Source organism: Chryseotalea sanaruensis (genome assembly GCF_003990915.1).
Taxonomy (GTDB): Bacteria; Bacteroidota; Bacteroidia; order Cytophagales; family Cyclobacteriaceae; genus Chryseotalea; species Chryseotalea sanaruensis.
Window position 1 is genome coordinate 158,322 of sequence record NZ_BHXQ01000008.1, and the last position, 18,131, is coordinate 176,452.

General features: G+C 39.3%; 18 protein-coding genes. 13 read left to right on the top strand and 5 right to left on the bottom strand.

The features are described 5' to 3' along the window. Positions 1 to 41 precede the first annotated feature (41 nt). A complete protein-coding gene (kbl, locus tag SanaruYs_RS19200; RefSeq protein WP_127124238.1) occupies positions 42 to 1,238 on the bottom strand; it encodes a glycine C-acetyltransferase in 1,197 nt (398 codons plus the stop codon). A 5-nt stretch (positions 1,239 to 1,243) separates the two neighbouring features. Next, positions 1,244 to 1,513 carry a hypothetical protein gene (locus SanaruYs_RS19205; RefSeq protein ID WP_127124239.1) on the bottom strand — a complete coding sequence of 90 codons (270 nt, stop codon included), beginning with the start codon at positions 1,511 to 1,513 and terminating at the stop codon, positions 1,244 to 1,246. Positions 1,514 to 1,585: 72 nt separating this feature from the next. On the opposite strand from SanaruYs_RS19205, the gene SanaruYs_RS19210 reads away from it, so the two are divergent. Next, positions 1,586 to 2,533 carry an NAD-dependent epimerase/dehydratase family protein gene (locus SanaruYs_RS19210; protein WP_127124240.1) on the top strand — a complete coding sequence of 316 codons (948 nt, stop codon included), beginning with the start codon at positions 1,586 to 1,588 and terminating at the stop codon, positions 2,531 to 2,533. Between the two features lie 88 nt (positions 2,534 to 2,621). Here SanaruYs_RS19210 and SanaruYs_RS19215 read toward each other — a convergent pair whose 3' ends face one another. Both SanaruYs_RS19215 and SanaruYs_RS19220 read right to left on the bottom strand, forming a co-directional pair. Further along, positions 2,622 to 3,698 (bottom strand): T9SS type A sorting domain-containing protein, encoded by a 1,077-nt coding sequence (locus SanaruYs_RS19215; RefSeq protein ID WP_127124241.1) that lies wholly within the window; start codon positions 3,696 to 3,698, stop codon positions 2,622 to 2,624. Between the two features lie 155 nt (positions 3,699 to 3,853). Continuing rightward, a complete protein-coding gene (locus SanaruYs_RS19220) occupies positions 3,854 to 5,209 on the bottom strand; it encodes a T9SS type A sorting domain-containing protein (protein WP_127124242.1) in 1,356 nt (451 codons plus the stop codon). 39 nt (positions 5,210 to 5,248) lie between these two features. Here SanaruYs_RS19220 and SanaruYs_RS19225 point away from each other — a divergent pair, with 39 nt between their 5' ends. The 10 genes from SanaruYs_RS19225 (at position 5,249) to ytxJ (ending at position 16,196) form a co-directional block, all read left to right on the top strand. Then, complete coding sequence (locus SanaruYs_RS19225) at positions 5,249 to 6,022, top strand: enoyl-CoA hydratase/isomerase family protein (protein ID WP_127124243.1); 774 nt, start codon at positions 5,249 to 5,251, stop codon at positions 6,020 to 6,022. Between the two features lie 114 nt (positions 6,023 to 6,136). Then, positions 6,137 to 7,576, top strand: coding sequence for a lipopolysaccharide biosynthesis protein (locus SanaruYs_RS19230; RefSeq protein WP_127124244.1), 1,440 nt, complete (start codon positions 6,137 to 6,139; stop codon positions 7,574 to 7,576). Between the two features lie 99 nt (positions 7,577 to 7,675). Continuing rightward, positions 7,676 to 9,439 carry a tetratricopeptide repeat protein gene (locus tag SanaruYs_RS19235; protein ID WP_127124245.1) on the top strand — a complete coding sequence of 588 codons (1,764 nt, stop codon included), beginning with the start codon at positions 7,676 to 7,678 and terminating at the stop codon, positions 9,437 to 9,439. Then, a complete protein-coding gene (gene lolB1 / locus SanaruYs_RS19240; protein WP_127124246.1) occupies positions 9,432 to 10,184 on the top strand; it encodes a lipoprotein insertase outer membrane protein LolB1 in 753 nt (250 codons plus the stop codon). Before SanaruYs_RS19235 ends, lolB1 begins: the two co-directional genes overlap by 8 nt. Further along, on the top strand, positions 10,171 to 11,388 hold the full coding sequence (locus tag SanaruYs_RS19245) for a murein hydrolase activator EnvC family protein (protein ID WP_127124247.1): 1,218 nt from the start codon (positions 10,171 to 10,173) through the stop codon (positions 11,386 to 11,388). Before lolB1 ends, SanaruYs_RS19245 begins: the two co-directional genes overlap by 14 nt. Positions 11,389 to 11,503: 115 nt before the next feature. After that, entirely contained in the window at positions 11,504 to 11,743 is a 240-nt protein-coding gene (locus SanaruYs_RS19250; RefSeq protein ID WP_127124248.1) for a Sec-independent protein translocase subunit TatA/TatB, read from the top strand. 45 nt (positions 11,744 to 11,788) lie between these two features. Further along, positions 11,789 to 13,195, top strand: a complete 1,407-nt coding sequence (gene gatA / locus SanaruYs_RS19255; protein ID WP_127124249.1) for an Asp-tRNA(Asn)/Glu-tRNA(Gln) amidotransferase subunit GatA — start codon at positions 11,789 to 11,791, stop codon at positions 13,193 to 13,195. Further along, a complete protein-coding gene (locus SanaruYs_RS19260; protein WP_127124250.1) occupies positions 13,188 to 14,633 on the top strand; it encodes a lytic transglycosylase domain-containing protein in 1,446 nt (481 codons plus the stop codon). Before gatA ends, SanaruYs_RS19260 begins: the two co-directional genes overlap by 8 nt. 55 nt (positions 14,634 to 14,688) lie before the next feature. Then, positions 14,689 to 15,801: a DUF4837 family protein gene (locus SanaruYs_RS19265; RefSeq protein ID WP_127124251.1), complete on the top strand. Its 1,113-nt coding sequence runs from the start codon at positions 14,689 to 14,691 to the stop codon at positions 15,799 to 15,801. Positions 15,802 to 15,854: 53 nt separating this feature from the next. Beyond that, positions 15,855 to 16,196, top strand: a complete 342-nt coding sequence (gene ytxJ / locus SanaruYs_RS19270; RefSeq protein WP_127124252.1) for a bacillithiol system redox-active protein YtxJ — start codon at positions 15,855 to 15,857, stop codon at positions 16,194 to 16,196. Here the strand turns inward: ytxJ and SanaruYs_RS19275 are convergent. Further along, positions 16,186 to 16,590, bottom strand: a complete 405-nt coding sequence (locus tag SanaruYs_RS19275; RefSeq protein ID WP_127124253.1) for an OsmC family protein — start codon at positions 16,588 to 16,590, stop codon at positions 16,186 to 16,188. The genes ytxJ and SanaruYs_RS19275 overlap by 11 nt on opposite strands. A 62-nt stretch (positions 16,591 to 16,652) precedes the next feature. Here SanaruYs_RS19275 and SanaruYs_RS19280 point away from each other — a divergent pair, with 62 nt between their 5' ends. After that, positions 16,653 to 17,369: a hypothetical protein gene (locus SanaruYs_RS19280; RefSeq protein ID WP_127124254.1), complete on the top strand. Its 717-nt coding sequence runs from the start codon at positions 16,653 to 16,655 to the stop codon at positions 17,367 to 17,369. 75 nt (positions 17,370 to 17,444) lie between these two features. After that, a complete protein-coding gene (locus tag SanaruYs_RS19285) occupies positions 17,445 to 18,122 on the top strand; it encodes an energy transducer TonB (RefSeq protein ID WP_127124255.1) in 678 nt (225 codons plus the stop codon). The last annotated feature ends 9 nt before the right edge of the window (positions 18,123 to 18,131 follow it).

Below are 18,131 nucleotides of genomic sequence, written 5' to 3' on the forward strand. Positions count from 1 at the left end.
TAAATTGACAATTGTCAACTGTCAATTGTCAATTTATGATTTTACTTAATCACCCCTAGCGCTTTACCAACTTCAGTAAAAGCCTGAATAGCCTTATCTAGATGGTGTTGGTCGTGTGCTGCAGAAATCTGAACACGAATACGTGCTTGACCTTTAGCCACCACAGGGTAGAAGAAACCAATTACGTAAATTCCCTTCTCCAGTAATTGCTCAGCAAATTTTTGTGCTAAGGGGGCTTCATATAACATAATAGGTACAATCGGATGCACGCCAGGCTTAATATCAAAACCAGCTTTGGTCATTGCCTCACGGAAGTATTTTGTATTTCTCTCAAGCTTATCGCGAAGATCTGTAGTTTCGGAAAGTATATTAAACACCTCTATGGATGCACCTACTATTGCTGGTGCCAAGGTATTTGAAAACAAATATGGCCTTGAACGCTGACGCAGCATTTCAATAATTTCTTTGCGACCAGAAGTAAAACCACCTAAGGCACCACCTAACGCTTTGCCAAGTGTACCGGTAATAATATCTACCCTGCCCATTACACCACAATGCTCAGGCACACCGCGACCAGTTTTACCTAAAAAACCTGATGAGTGACACTCATCAGTCATCACTAATGCCTCATATTTATCTGCCAGATCACAAATCTTATCTAACTGTGCGATGGTTCCGTCCATTGAGAAAGCTCCATCGGTTACCACCAGAATCTGCTTCGCTCCTGCTGCACGTGCATCTTTCAATTGTTGCTCAAGGTCATCCATGTTATTATGCTTATAGCGATAACGCATAGCCTTGCATAAACGAACGCCATCAATAATAGAAGCATGGTTGAGTTCATCAGAGATAATCGCATCTTCAGCACCAAGCAGTGGTTCGAATACCCCACCGTTGGCATCAAAAGCAGCAGCATATAAAATGGTATCTTCAGTACCTAAAAAATCAGCTATCTTCTTCTCAAGTTCTTTGTGTATGTCTTGCGTACCACATATAAAACGCACAGACGACATGCCAAAGCCATGTGTGTCAATTGCCTTTTTTGCTGCTGCTAAAATGCGTGGGTGAGATGATAAGCCCAGGTAATTGTTTGCACAAAAGTTGATCACTTCTCTTCCATCTGCAGTTTTAATATCTGCACCTTGAGGAGAGGTTATAATTCTTTCCTTTTTATATAGTCCAGCCTCACGTATGGCCGACAATTCTTTTTCTAAAACAGGTTTCAGCGTAGCGTACATATGTTCTAATTAATTTTAGGTCTCATAATAGGTTTAGGCTTGGCAGGTGTTGCGGTTGTCGTAGGCTTTGCATCTGCTAATTCCTGATTTACCTGCTCAATTTTTAAGGGAAAACGTCTGCGTATGCCATTAATCAAGAATAGCTTTTGAGCCGTGAAACTTTTAGGATGCATCTGATCAAATCCTTGTCTCCACTCATTAACAAGTTCCTTCTCAGCCTGTTCAAAAGCCATTGCATCAATCTTTTTGCCGCTTAAGTATTCTTCGAAAGTCACGATGCAAAGGTAAGTGCTAACGCATGGTAGGCAACTAATAAATTTTGGTAATTTCGCGCCACAATCTGTAGCATGAAAAAACACAAAATACTGATTATAGGGGCTGGTGGGCAGCTGGGATCAGAGCTCACGCAGGGTCTATGGGCCATTTATGGAAAAGATAACGTAATCGCCACCGATATTAAAGATCCGGGCGGCATACTGGCTCAAGGCAATTTTGAGATACTGGATGTGCTTAAACAAAAGCAACTTTTCGATTTCATAGCTAAAAATGAGATTACACAGGTTTATCACCTGGCCGCTGTACTTTCAGCTACAGGCGAGCGAAATCCGAAATTTGCCTGGCACTTAAATATGGACGGTTTGATCCATGTATTAGACGCTGCGGTTGAATACAAACTCGACAAGGTGTATTGGCCAAGCTCTATTGCTGCTTTCGGGCCAACAACACCTAAAGACAATACCCCACAGGATACCATTATGGATCCGACCACGATTTACGGTATTACCAAACAGGCTGGAGAGCGTTGGTGCGAATGGTATCATCAAAAACAAGGTGTTGATGTACGCAGTTTGCGATACCCCGGTTTAATAGGTTACAAAACCAAACCTGGTGGCGGAACAACCGATTATGCAGTAGATATTTTTATTAAAGCACTTACTGATAAAAAATTTGAGTGCTTCTTAAGTGAGAATACCTACTTACCCATGATGTACATGGACGATGCGGTAAAAGCAACTATCGATTTGATGGAAGCTCCAGCTGAAAAAGTTAAAATCCGTTCCAGCTATAATGTTTCTGCCATGAGCTTTAGTCCGGCTGAAATTGCAAAGGCTATTCAAAAACACATTCCTGATTTTGCCATTAGTTATAATCCCGACTTCAGACAAGCCATTGCAGATTCATGGCCAAAATCTTTAGATGATACTGCTGCTCGTAAAGACTGGGGTTGGCAGCATGCATTTGATTTAGAAAAAATGACGGCAGATATTCTGAAAAACTTACCTGCCTATTTATAAAAAGGCACCCATTGTAGAAATGATATGATATTCATAAAAGACAAAGGCTTCGAAATTCGAAGCCTTTGTCTTTTATGAATATGCTTTATTAGTCAATAATTAAACGAACAACCTGGTTAACAGTCTGTCCATTATATCGAACAAGGTATGTTCCTTTTGCTAATGAGTTAGGTAACTCAAATTCATTATTAAGCATAGAAACTGAATTTGAAAATATTTGGCCTCCCATTAAATCATACACCACCAACTGATCACCTTCCATTGGCGAAAAATTTATTTTGTAGCGGACTATACCAGCTTTAGAAGGATTAGGAGAAACCACAAAACTATTTTTAGTGACTACCTCTAAAAACTCAATGGGCGAATACTCAAAAGTTTCATCTAAATCGACCATTCGAAGACGATAATAATTTTTACCATTGTAAGGATCGGTGTGTTTAAATGAATACTCATTTAATTCATTGGTTGTTCCCTCCCCTTGAATTGATTCCAGTGTTGACCAAGCCTCAGCATTCATAGAATGTTCAATTTCGAAATGACTGAAGTTTAACTGAGAGGCGGTAGACCATTTCAAGTTTACACTCTCTCCAAACAAATCTGTTGTAAAAGAAGAAAGCTCCACTGGTAATGGATTACTTGGATCTGAGTTTTCAGTTATAGACCCAGGGCCTGTTAATGTTCCATTATCACAAGCTGGCTCACACTCTCTACCCCACACACCATTACCGCCAACCTCTAAGTAAGTTCCTGAACTGTTACTATCTGCTATTAATTCAGCACCAGCTTCAAAAATAACTACTGCGCCTGCAGGTAAGATTAGTTGGGCATTGGAACCGAAGTGGAGTTCTGATCCTGCTCTTAACGTAATAGTTTCAATACCTGAGTTACTAAGATCAATGACAACATTGTTAGGAATTTTTATGTTATCATTTGTGTCTATTATAATAAATCGTCCATAATCTCCACCAAAAGCTGCTGTACTTGCATCTTCATCAAAATCGTTGTTAGGGAAACCACCATTTGGTGTAAATCCGGCAGGAAATGACCATGCACCAGCAGTATCCCAATCTTCTTGAGCAGCGGCAATAGATGAAGTAGCGGTAAATTGTGCATAAGCACCTTTACTTGCCAGTAGACATACTATTAAAACAATGAGAAACTTCATTTTTAAGTACAATTTTATTATGACCGCAAAGTTAAGAATCTAAATCCTAATTCAGAATTTAAGAGTTTTACAGCTATTGATCAGTATTGCTAATACGCAAAATACGAATAAAGTAACCTCAAAGAATTCCTATTCATTACAGAACAGATTGAACGCTACTGAATTAGTATTTTGTAAGTCTGAGATGAATTTGAGCCAATATAGTTAATCAAGTATGCACCTGGTTTAAAATCTGAAAGTTGTAATTGTACTTTAGTCAAATAGATTGGAATACTTAAAAGTTCTAAACCGTAAATATTACAAATCACTATTCGGTCACCATCATTTGGCAAGAAGTTTAATTCAATTGAAATCAACTCTGATTGATTGACCGGGTTTGGATAGATAAAAATATCCGTGGGCTCATCAATTGTAATGACTAACACTTTAGAAAACTCAAACGTGCCATCCAGATCAACCATCTTGAGTCTGTAATAATTATTGCCTGCCAAAAACATAGCATTTTTAAGATTGTACTCATTTTTGCTTTGCGTAGTACCTTCGCCTTTAATTCTTGAAATCTCATTCCACGCAAAACCATCTGTTGAATGCTCAACAGAGAAATAATCAAAATTTAATTGTGAAGCAGTTGCCCATTTAAGTTCTACCGAACCATTATTCTTTAAAGTTTTGAAGAATAGTAATTCCACAGGCAAAGGACTATCGGATTGTGAAGCCACCCAGTTTGCAAAGCCAGAATTTGTATTAAGCAAATCTTGTTTGTCACCAACATTTGAATCAATTGTACTACCCCCACCTGAAGCACTTACAGTACCATTGACATATAACCCATAAGGATCTGATGAGTTGTTATTGATGATATCATCACCACCACCAATTAAGTTTACGTTTCCGTGAATATACACTTGCCCACCCTGGTTTACAGTAATTACTGTATCACCACTTGTATCATTTGTAACGTTTCCATAAACCGCAAGACGACCATTTTGGTTGATTGTAACATCTCCACTAGACTGTGAAACTAAATTTTGTTTGATAACCATGTCAGCATAACCCGGAGGAGCTGCAGCTGTACCTATTCTTAAATATTGAGAATTGATTACAGTTACCGAGCCATCAACAACTACCTTGCCCCCTGGATGAATGCGGAAATCTGAATTCAGTGTTACGTTACCCGCTATTTCCAATGTTCCGTAAACATTCACAACATTCCCTCCTCCTCCAATACCAACAACAAGATTACCACTAATTGTCAGTTTCTTCCCTGCATTAACATTCAGAGTTCCACCTGGTAAGTTATAGTTACCGGTAATGCTCATGTCATGGTTCATATTAATAGTACCCCATGACTGATTAGTTAGCGAAGGCGAAGTGCCAGACCAATTTGAGCCTGTTGTCCAGTTTCCTGAGGCACTAGATGTGAAATTCTGTGATAATACCGGAAAGGCAAGGGCTAAAAAAACAAGGAAAAGAAATACTAATCGGGAGAAAATCTTCAAATTTGGGCTCATTATAAGGTCAATTAAAAAGCAAAATTAACTCTAACTAAAATGTTAACAATCGTTAGTCACGAAGGAAATATCAGTACTATAACCATTAGCAGACCCTCCGCACTGAATGCACTGAACCAACAGGTACTTTCAGAAATAAAGGATGCGTTCGCTTCAATCAGCAAACTTCATTCCACTAGAGGGGTAGTTGTTACTGGAGAGGGTGAAAAAGCCTTTGTTGCAGGTGCCGACATAAAGGAATTATCAAGCCTGACAAAGGCAGAAGCAGTGGAATTATCGCAGAAAGGACATCAATTGTTCCAGTTTATAGCAGATTTCCCTAAACCTGTGGTGGCACTTGTAAATGGTTTTGCATTGGGTGGTGGTTGTGAGCTAGCCATGGCTTGCCATATTCGAATTGCTACTGAAAATGCCAAATTTGGACTCCCTGAAGTCAATTTGGGACTGATCCCTGGCTATGGTGGCACGCAACGTCTTACCCAATTGGTAGGTAGAGCAAAAGCGCTTGAACTTGCTATGACGGGTGATATGCTCAATGCTAAAGATGCACGAGAACTCGGGCTGGTTAACCATGTTGTTGCCAACAAACAAGAAGGTATAGAACTGGCCAATAAGATGTTAAGCAAGATTGCGCAGAAAGCACCACTAGCCATTACCGAATTAATCAAAAGTGTAAATGCCGGATTTGGTTATGAGAAGGCTGGCTATGAAGCAGAAGTGAATAGTTTTGGCCACTTGTTTACCACCAAAGATTTTATTGAAGGTACAACAGCGTTTATGGAAAAGCGCACAGCCAATTTTAAAGGAGAGTAACCGTTAAAGGTGTTGTTAGTTGATCGTTGTTGGTTATTCGCAGCAACCCTGATTATCACAAACATCAACGAACAATCCTTTACGATCAACTACCAACGAAAAACCAACAGCCATTTGAGTAAATTAAAACAACTAGCAGGCGAAACTATTCTTTACGGCCTTGGCAGCATGCTTCCGAGAGTATTGAACTTTTTATTAGTCCCGCTTCATACGATAAATATGTTTAGCAAGGCAGAGTACGGTGTTATTACCAAGCTCTTCGCTTTTGTTGCCGTTGTAAATATTGTTTACATGTTTGGTATGGAAACGGCTTTTTTCCGTTTTGCTACCAAGGCAAAGGCAGATGTAAAACGTATCTTCAACCTTACACAAACCACGGTTATCATAATTAGCGGAACTTTGTCTGCTCTTTTCATAGTATTTGCTCAAAGTATAGCTACTGCATTGGGGATTCCAGAACATCCTGAATTTATAATCTGGCTCACGGCACTCATGTTGATCGATGCTTTAGTGGCCATTCCTTTTGCACGGCTCCGACTAGAGAAAAAAGCTTTTCTTTTCGCTGCTATCAAAATTGCTAATGTGATCTTATTAATAGCACTCAACTTTTACTTTCTAAAAATTGCTTACGATCCTTCAGTAGGTGTAGGATATGTTATTCTGGCTAACCTCATAGCTAATGCCTTATTTGTTCTTCTCTTCATTAAAGTACTCATCGCCTGGCGACCTGCTTGGGACAAACAGATTACCCCACAACTATTTTCTTATGCTTATCCGGTGATGCTTACCGGTGTAGCTGGTATGATTAACGAAATGTTTTCAAGAACTATGCTTGACTGGTGGTTGCCAAAAGATTTTTATCCTGGTCAATCACAAGAGGATGCCATGGGTATATTTGGTGCTTGCTACAAATTTGCTGTGTTCATGAATTTAGGCATTCAGGCTTTTCGGTATGCTGCCGAGCCTTTCTTCTTTTCTAATGCCAGCGACAAAAACTCTCCTGCTCTTTTTGCCAAGATTAATCATTTCTTCATAATCGTTTGTTGTATTGTACTTGTTGGCATCAGCATCAACTTAGACATTCTTAAATATTTTATTGGGTCAGACTTCCAGACGGGACTCGAAATTGTTCCTGTTCTTTTGCTGGCCTATTTATTCCTCGGTGTCTACTACAACCTGAGTGTCTGGTTTAAATTAACAGACAAGACACATTATGGCACTATCATTTCCTTTATTGGGGTAGTTATAACAGTTGCCGGAAATTACTTTTTAATACCAATAGCCGGATTCATGGGCAGCAGTCTAGCAGCTTTTCTTTGTTACTTTGGTATGACAGTTTTTTGTTTTGTATGGGGGCAGCGTTATTACCCAATCCCTTACAATATCAGGGCAGCAATTGTCTACATCACCATTTCCTTTGCTTTAGTGTATATTGTTAATGCTGTACCTATTAAACATGCTGTATTGGCCCCTGTTTTTCATATATCGGTGTTAGCACTTTTCACTTACCTTATTTACAAAAAAGAAAAGGCCTATTTGATGCAAAGTGTTTAAGCACTACCAACAAGAAGGCATTCACTATTTTTTATTATTTTTGAAATTACTTTGTGTAGTATTTCGTTTAATACACACAAGTCCTTTAAAACAGCGCTAATGCTTCCATTTTCAAAACGTTTGCTTTTCATTTTACTGAGCATTTTACTCAGCTTCCCTGCTTTTACACAAAAGCGAAAGAAGGCAGACATAGATGCCATGGAGGCCAACGCTAAAGATAGGGAGGCAGAATTCTACTTTACCGAAGGCCAGAAATTCTTTATCCTTGAAGATTATGCCAAAGCACTGTTGTTTTACCAAAAAGCAGTAGCGCTGGCACCTGAAAATGCCACCATCCACTTCAAGATTGCAGATGTTTTAAACAGAGGCACCAAAGAAGAAGATCTTCAGCGCGCAGCAGCAAGTATTGAACAAGCGCTGCGTTTCGAAAAGAAAAACAAATATTTCTACCTGCTCGCTGCTAATATTTACAATGGACTTTCTCGCTTTGATAAAGCTGCCGAAGCCTATGAACAATTAATTAAGCAGGTGCCGGGCTCTGATGACTTTCTATTTGAGTTAGGTGCGACCTATCAATTTGCAAATAATCTTGATAAAGCAATAAAAGTATATGACCGTGCCGAAGTAAGTATGGGCGTAAATGAAATGTCATCTATACAGAAAGTAAGGTTATACCTTGAACTGAATAAGGTAAGTGATGCACAGCAAGAGGCAGAAAAACTTTTAGCGCTCGACCCGGCCGAAATGCGCTATCCTATGAGCCTGGCTGAATTGTTTTCACAGCAAGGTTTAAAAGACCAATCCATTGTGTTTCTGGAAAACTTCCTTAAAGATAATAAAGAAGAAACCGGACAGGCACAAATGATGCTGGCTGGTTTATATCGAGAAACAAAACGCTATGAAGAGGCCGAAAAGCTACTACTTGTTTTGTTCGACAACGATGAGATTGAGTTTGGCAGCAAGGCTTTAATTATTGCCACACTTAATGCCGAAATTAATCAGGCTAAAGGAATGGGTTCTGACACAGATGAGACACAGAACCTTGCTTTTGCACTTTACGAGAAGTTAGTTAAAACCAACACAGAAGAATCACAACTTTATATTTTGGGCGGAGATTTATACCTCACTGCAGGCGATCAACAGAAGGCAAAAGAAGCCTATCAGAAAGCCATATCGCTTGATCAGGTAAACCTTGAAGTGTGGCAAAACCTACTTTATATAGAAGCACAACAGGAACAGTTTGATGCACTTGCTACTCATGCTGAACAGGCATTAGAGTATTATCCAAATCAGGGCATGGTTCATTATTTCAGAGGTTATGCGAAATTTCGTAAAAGACAATTTAGAGATGCTGTAACATCATTAGAACAAGCCAAACGCTTATCTGAAAACAACCCAGCATTTATAAACGATTTGAATGGTTTACTGGGCGATGCCTACTATGCGCTGAAAGACTACGTTAAATCTGATAAAGCTTATGAAGAGGCATTAGCCTTTAATCCAAATAACGATGGTGTATTAAACAACTACAGTTTCTACCTGGCCATTCGTAAACAGAATTTGGAGAAAGCCGAAAAAATGGCCGAGCAACTAATCAAAAACAATCCTAACGAAGCTGCCTACCTTGATACCTATGCATGGGTGCTCTACAGTAGAGAAAAATATAAAGAAGCAAAAAAAATAATAGAGCGTGCCTTAAGTAACAATGGTAATAACGCAACGCATTTAGAGCATTATGGCGATATTCTTTTCAAACTTGGCGAAGTAGACAATGCTGTTCAGCAATGGGAAAAAGCAAAAAAACTAAACGCTAACAACGAAGTTCTCGATAAAAAAATCGCCAATCGTAAAATCTATGAATAACCTTCACGTAGTATTACTACTTACAAGTGTACTCCTTGTTGCCTCCTGCAGCAAGAAAACGGTAAGTCATATCGGCACCGGTGTTAAAAAGGAATTAAAAATTGAAAGTATTGATTTTGAATACTTTCATGGCAAAGCACGCATGATATTACGTGATGCGAATAAAGAACGTGAAGTAAAGGCTAATATTCGTGTAAGACGAGACAGTGTAATCTGGATGACTTTTTCGGTGATCGGTGTGCAGGGAGGTAAGGCACTTATCAATAAAGATTCAATCACCATTGTATCTAATATGGAAAAGGAATACTACGTTTTTGACTATGCTGAATTATCTAAAAGATTTAATTTCCCAATTAATTACGATGTTATCCAGGCAAGTTTATTAGGGAACCCCATTATTAACCCAAGCACTGAAGATCAAGTCGAGGAGCTGTCATCAATGTACCTACTAAAGCAAAAGGCTGGCACTGTTGATGTCGTAAATTTTGTAAATGGTGCATCACTCAAAATTGAGAAAATAGAATTGAAAGAATCAAACTCAAACAACACACTGAATATTAATTATTCTAACTTTCAACCTGTCGGTAATAAATTATTTCCTTATAATGGCACCATCTCACTGTTCTATAAAGCTATGTCTGGCCTTTTGAACACAACTATTATTTTTGAATACAATAAAGCTGAGGTAGGCGACCGTGAACTAAGGTTTCCGTTTAACATCCCCAAGAAGTATGACCGCAGGTAAGTACACATTTCTCTTACTGCTTTTAATACTCAGTTTTTCTGCTGCTGCACAAAAAACTAAAAACCAGTTACAAGCTGAAAAGCAAAAAAATCTCAAGAAAATTAAAGAGGTAGAGAAAATACTTTCTGAAACCAATACGCAAAAGAAGAATACACTAGGCGAATTATCTGCTTTAAATCAGCGCATTAGTGCGCAAGAAAATCTTATCAAGTCGATCAAGGCAGAAACAGAATTACTTAATAAAGAAATAGGAGAAGACAACGGTATTATTGCCGCATTAGAAGAAGACCTGAAGCATATGCGTAAAGAATATGCTGCCATGCTCTTTGCTGCACAAAAAGCTAACAACAGTGCAACGCGACTCACCTTTTTATTTTCCGCTTCATCATTCGACCAGTTGGTGATGCGTATGCGTTATATGAAACAATATTCGCAGTTAAGAAAACTTCAGGCAGATCAAATCATTAAAACACAAGACCAACTCGCTTCGCAAGTAAAAACTACAGAAGCCAAGCGAAATGAGAAGAATGCATTACTTAACGAAGAACTTGCCGAAAACCAACAACTAACCGACCTAAAGAGCAGACAAAAGACCTTGGTGAAAAATCTGGAGCGTCAGGAAAAGAAACTGCGATCAGATTTGACAGAAACAAAAAAAGCTGTCGCCAAACTGGATAAACTTATTGAGGATATTATTAGAGAAGAGATTGAAAAAGCAGCCAGAGAGGAAAGAGAAGCCAAGGCACGCGCTGCCAAAAACAAAACAGTTGCCACACCGGATGCCTCTATCGCCTTATCTGCTTCTTTTGAAGAGAATAAAAGTAAATTCTCCTGGCCAACCGAAGGTTTTGTATCAGATCCATTTGGGACGCATATGCACCCGATTTTGAAAGGAATAGTTGTGAAGAATGAAGGCATTAACATTCAGACAAAAAAAGATGAAAAAGTAAAATGCATTTTTAACGGAACAGTAAGTAGAGTAGCTTTCATTCAAGGTATAGGAACAATCGTGATAATAAAGCACGGTGGCTATTTTACTGTTTACTCCGGTTTAAATGAGGTTCAAGTTAAAACTGGAGAATCCATGAAAACTGACCAGCAAATTGGTACTGTAGGCATTAATAAAGATGGCGTACCAGAATTAAGGTTCCAGATCATAAAAAGTTTCACACCTGTAGATCCCCAAACTTGGCTAAGAAACTAGTCCTCAGCCCATTTAAACAAGCTTTCGTCAATCTTTCACCTTATCTTAACCCTTTACAGATAAGCCCTTGGCTTTATTGCTTTTTACCTATCTTTGTAATCTAAAATTATCAATCATGGAAGCTATCCTATTATTCGGAATTGGTGGTACTGAGGCGCTTTTGATTTTTGGCGTGGTGCTGCTTCTGTTTGGCGCAAAGAAAATACCTGAATTTGCAAAAGGACTTGGTAAGGGTATCCGCGAATTTAAAGATGCTGTTGGTGGTGTGGAAGACGATATTAAAGACGCAGGAAGAGATGCAAAACGTAACATCGATTCTACCCGCGAAGCTGGTCGTATCGATATGAAAGACTAATCGCAATTATTTACAGCATTGAAAAAGTATGCTTGCTTTCGCGCCATGCAAGAAGATCTCCTGCATGGCGCGATTTCTTGTACAGCCATTGTACAATACTTCCTTTCTAATATTCAGGCGCAACAACACCTTAATGTTTTTTTAAGCGTGTACGACAAAGAAGCGCTTACACAAGCCATCGTTGTCGATCAAAAAATCAAAAACGGCAAAGCCGGTAAGTTGGCCGGCCTGATTGTCGGCATTAAAGATGTGCTGGCCTATAAAGATCACCCGCTGCAGGCCGCCAGTAAAATGTTGAATGGCTTTTACTCACAATATACTGCAACCGCAGTTCAGCGCTTATTAGATGAGGATGCTATAATCATCGGCAGACAAAATTGTGATGAGTTTGCGATGGGTTCTTCCAATGAAAACTCCGCTTTTGGCTCTGTTTTAAATGCTATTGACAACAACCGGGTACCAGGAGGCTCATCGGGAGGTTCGGCTGTAGCCGTTATGGCCGATATGTGTCATGTCTCACTGGGCTCTGACACTGGTGGCTCAGTACGACAACCTGCTGCTTTTTGTGGTGTGCTGGGCCTGAAACCCACTTATTCCAGAATTTCAAGGCACGGATTGGTCGCCTTTGGTTCTTCTTTCGACTGTATAGGTATTTTCGGAAACCACGTGGACGATGTTGCGCTGGTTTTAGAACAGATAGCCGGTGCTGATGAATTTGATAGCACTGTTTCTCAAAATGTTGTTTCCAGCTATTCCAATCAACTGACTGAAACTCAAAAATTCAGTATAGCATACATCCCAGAAACTATTGAAAATCCAGCCCTGCAGCCTGAAATCAAAGCTACTATTGAAAAAAAGCTAGGCCAATTGAAAGAAGCAGGCCATCAGGTCGAGCCAGTCAACTTTCCCTTAATGGATTATTGTCTGCCAACGTACTACATATTGGCTACCGCTGAAGCCAGTGCAAATTTATCGCGCTACGATGGCGTACGTTACGGCCACAGAAGTGCAGATGCGGGTGATCTGACCCAGCTATACAAACAATCCAGGACTGAATGCTTTGGTGGAGAAGTAAAACGCAGAATATTGCTGGGTACTTATATTCTCAGTGCTAGTTATTACGACACGTATTATGCTAAAGCACAGAAAGTGAGACGCCTTATTCGTGAGCAAACCAAGGCTTTATTTCAAAAATATGATATCCTGATAATGCCAACTACCCCTACCACGGCATTTCCTTTAGGAAAAAACACAGATGACCCTATGGCCATGTACTTAGCAGATATTTACAGCGTTCATGCTAACGTAGCAGGCATTCCCGGGATATCCGTACCTTGCGGTGTGGATCATCAGGGTTTACCAATAGGCCTACAGTTATTGGCTGATGATTTTGAGGAAGGCAAACTATTGGCCTTTGCAGATTTTTTAATGAAATTGAAGGGAGATGTGTAAGATTTTTAGCTGTTTAATTTTTCTATTAGCAATAACATCTGTAAAAGCGCAGGTATTGCCCGATTCTGTTATTGTTGCCGACTCTCTCGAAATTGTAGAAGCGGAATCTGATATCTTATATAAAGAGGATTCAGTGCAAATCAATTATTACTCCTTACCCGCCAACTGGGAGTATATACCTGGAGATGACGATCCACTCGTTATTGCCGATCGCTTAGCCTGCATACAGAATAAAATACCACTTCGCTACAACGAAAAAATACATGGCTTCATTAATTACTTTACTGTGAAAGATCGGGAGTATACCCGCATGATTATTCAGCGGATGGATTTATACTTTCCACTTTTTGAAAAATATTTAGCTGAATACAACTTGCCTGATGAATTAAAATACCTGGCCATTATTGAATCTGGATTAAACCCCAGAGCCATCTCACGTGCCCGTGCTGTTGGTCTGTGGCAATTCATGTCAGCCACTGGTCGCTACTTTGGTTTGCACATCGACTGGTACATTGATGAAAGAATGGATCCGGAAAAATCTACCAAAGCTGCATGCCAATACTTAAAACAATTGTACGGCATGTTTGGCGACTGGGAACTGGCACTCGCGGCTTATAACAGTGGCCCCGGCAATGTAAAGCGTGCCATTCGTAAGGCTGGATACAAAAAAAGCTTTTGGGACATCTATCCATACGTGCCACGCGAAACACGGTCATACGTTCCTCAATTTGTGGCCATCACTTACACCATGAATTACTTAAGTGAACACAACTTTTTAATGAACGACCAGGAGGCTTTTCCCCTAAGTGATACAGTACGCGTAAAAAAATACCTTCACTTACCAACCCTTGCCAAGCTTACAGAAACATGCATGGATGACATTATTAAACTTAATCCATCCATTCAACACAATGCATTGCCCGATTTAAACAAGTATTATACACTTCACCTACCAACGTATACGTTAGACGCATTGAACAGTAACAGACTTGCTATTTTAGATTCTGCCTCTGTTGTAGGTAAAAAAGAATTGGCACTATTGGCGCAGAATGCAGCAGGAAGTACTTACGGTAAAGATAAAATTGTGTACAAAGTAAAATCTGGTGATGTACTGGGCAGTATTGCCATGCGACATAATGTAAAAGTGACTGATCTTAAAAAATGGAATAACCTGAGTAGCAATACCATTCGTGTGGGCCAACGGCTTAATATTTGGCTAAAGCCAAGTGTTTTTACACCCGCAAACACAATTATTGCCAAAGCTCCAATCATTGTACAGTCTGTACCAGACTCCAAAACATATACTGTACAGCCTGGCGACTCGTTGTGGAGCATCTCACAAAAATTTCAAGGCCTCACAATTGAGAAAATTAAATCATTGAATAAACTCACCACCTCCAAAATTCAGCCAGGTCAAAAATTAGTCATTGGCATTTAAGTCAATTGTGTATTTTTCGCATAAAATTCCGTGACTATTTAGCAAAGCCATTATTATGATTAAAAAAACATCTATGTCTCGTTTTATAGCTATCATCATAATTGGTTTGCTTACCTACGCATGTACGAGTACACCTGAAGAAAGAGTGCAGAACCTACCTGCTTCTACTGGCAAATCAGGAGATGTACTCATTTTGATGGACTCAACGCAATGGAAAAGTGAATTAGGTGAAGCCGTTAGAAATATTTTTAGTTCAGAAGTTTCAGGCCTACCCAGAAACGAACCAGTTTTTAAGGTTATCTGGGTACATCCAAGCAGTAAAATCAAATTACTCACCCAAATAAGAAATTTAGTCTACGTTTTTGCGCTAGATCAGTCAAGTGCTGGAACAAGATCCATTACACAAAATCTCTCCGAAGAAACTATTAAGAATATTAAAGCTGACAGCAGTTTTTATTTAGTAAATAAAAAGAATGAATACTCACGCGGACAAGAAGTAATGTACTTGTTTGGCAATACTACCCAGGAGTTAATTCATCATCTTAAAAGAGATGGTGCACGTATTCAGGATTTCTTCAATAATGTTGAGAAGCAAAGAATGATGGCGAGTATTATCAAGACTTCTTCTACCAGAAATCATACAGCCCTTTTACAAAAAGAATATCAGATCAGTTTACATTTTCCTGCAGGCTTTCAACTAGTGCAAAAAGAAAAAGATTTTGTTTGGTTCCGTTCACCAGAATCTGAAATTGACAAGAATTTCTTTATTGCCCGGAAGCCTTATGAAAGTGAATACCAACTCCTTCCAGACAGTTTGTTAGACTGGAGAGAAAGCATTTGCAGAAGGTACATCTTTGAAGACCCTGACATGCCACAAAGTTTTATTACTACAGAAAGAAGTATTCCATTTAATCCGGTTAAGGCAAAGCAGGTTAATTTCAATGGTGCATTTGGCATGGAAATAAGAGGCTTGTGGCGCACGAATAACAAAAGCATGGGCGGCCCTTTTATTAGTTATTCATTTGTGAATGAAGTAGACAAACACATTTATTACCTAGAGGGTTTTGTTTACAGCCCCGGTAAACCACAACGCGAACTAATTCGCGAAATGGAAGCCATTGCTTTTACTTTTAAGACTTTCTCCAACCCTCCTACAAGTAAAAATTAACACCCGGGAACTATTTGCCTGAGCAAAACCTTTAAAGCTACAATGTTTTTACTATGAACTGGAACAAGCTTCAGGAGCCTCAACAATTACAAACTATTAAAGATGAATCTGCACAACAAACAGTACTCATCTTTAAGCACAGCACTACTTGCTCTATTAGTCGCGCTACGCTTGACAGACTAGAGCGCAATTGGAAAGAAGAGGAAATGAAAAACCTTAAACCTTATTATCTTGACCTACTTTCCTTCAGAAATATCTCAAACGAGATAGCAAATACTTTTGATGTCGAGCATGAATCACCTCAGGTTCTAGTCATTAAAAACGGAGAGGTTGTATACCATAATTCTCATTTTGGTATTGATTACAAATCGCTCTTACCTTTTGCTAAAAATTAAAGTTAATTGTTTGCTTAACTGACTCTGCCAAACTAAGTGCTACCGGACATGTAAGTGCAGCACGCCTTAATTTTTCTTTTTGCACATCTGTCGCAACAAGATTTGGATGTGTAAACGTCACCTGAATCTCAGCTATTTTTCTTGGATTCGATGCCATTATTTTAACGACATCAGCTTTTAATCCGGTCAGGTCAATCTCTTCACGCACAGCAAGCATACCCATTAATGTCATCATACAACTACTTAGTGCCGCGGAAACCATATCTGTAGGGCTAAAAGCCTCACCTTTGCCGTTATTATCAATCGGAGCATCAGTAATAATCTTTTGACCTGAGCGGGTATGGGTGGCCTCAGTACGCAAAGCCCCTTGATAAATTGTAGTTGCGGTTGTCATGAGTAAACTATCGGTTTGAAAATAACGTTTATGAGTGTAGATTTAATCATTCAAAAATACGGATGCGTTACGGAATAATCTTCTCTCTTTTGATTTTATCCTATTCGACTGTTGCTCAAACGCAGGACAGCTATGAATACCAATCAGAATTTGTCTGGGGTATTAATAAAAATACTTCGGGGGGGCTCATTGGTGGAGTGGTGTTTAAAAAAGCGCGTAAGCTGGGTAATGACCGTATTCTTGAAACATTTGGCTTAGAGCTCATGAATGTGAAACATCCACAGGAAGTGCGGGAAAATGCCACTTTCTCAGGAAATCTATTCATTTTCGGTAAGCGCAACTATTTATATGCCATCCGAACACAGTATGGAAGAGATCTAATTCTATTTAAAAAGGCACCTCAACAAGGTGTTGAAATTAAAGCGGTTTTTGCCGCAGGGCCTTCATTGGCTATTGTTGCCCCATATTATGTTGAGTTTCAGACAGAAAATCTAAACTATGCCCAGTATGCGCAATACAGCAAGTCAATTGCAGTTGATGATATTTTAGGCCCTGGTCGTCTTTTTCAAGGTATTGGTGAATCTAGCTTGGTTGTAGGTGCCAATGCAAAGGCAGCTATTAATTTCGAATTAGGTACTATTAAGGATCAAGTAACAGGATTTGAAGCAGGTTTTCTGTTAGATGTTTACAGCCGAAAAATCGAACTGATGACTGACGCCAAAAGATATGCTGCCTACCCAACACTCTTCCTAACACTCTTTTACGGAAGAAGAAGATAGTTTCATAAAATTTTTTGGTTTGTGGTTGTGACCTTTTTCTATATTTGGCATTCTATTGTCAAAACATACTAACCTATGGAAGCTAAAAAGACAGAAAAGGCCGATTTGACCAAAAAAACATGGCTTTTCTTTAACATCGGTCTTACAACGAGTTTACTCCTTGCCGTAATGGCATTTGAGTACCGTAAATACGATGATACAGGCGTAAAGGATTTAGGTCCTAGAAATTCGAATATGGAGGAAATCTTAGAAGTACCTCCTACCGATCAGCCACCACCACCACCACCGAAAATTCAGCAGCCTCAAATCATTGAAGTTCCTGATGAAGAAATTATTGAAGAAGAGATTAAGGTTGAATTTGACGTGGAAGTTACTGAGGACACCAAAGTTGAAGCCATCACTATTGCCGCTGTTGAAGAGCCTAAAGAAGAGGTAGATGAAATCTTCACGGTAGTGGAAGAAACTGCTACCCCTAAAGGTGGTATGCAGGCTTTCTATGAGTACATTGGTAAAAAACTCAAGTATCCTGCACAAGCAAGACGTATGGGTACTGAAGGAAAAGTATTCGTTCAGTTCGTTATTAACAAAGACGGAACAATTTCTGATGTAGTTGCTATAAAAGGGATTGGAGCTGGTTGTGATGAAGAAGCTGTTCGCATTATCCAATCTTCACCAGCGTGGTCGCCAGGTAAGCAGCGTGGTAAAGCAGTAAAGCAACGCATGGTACTTCCTATTACCTTCAAGTTAGGTTAAGAGATAATA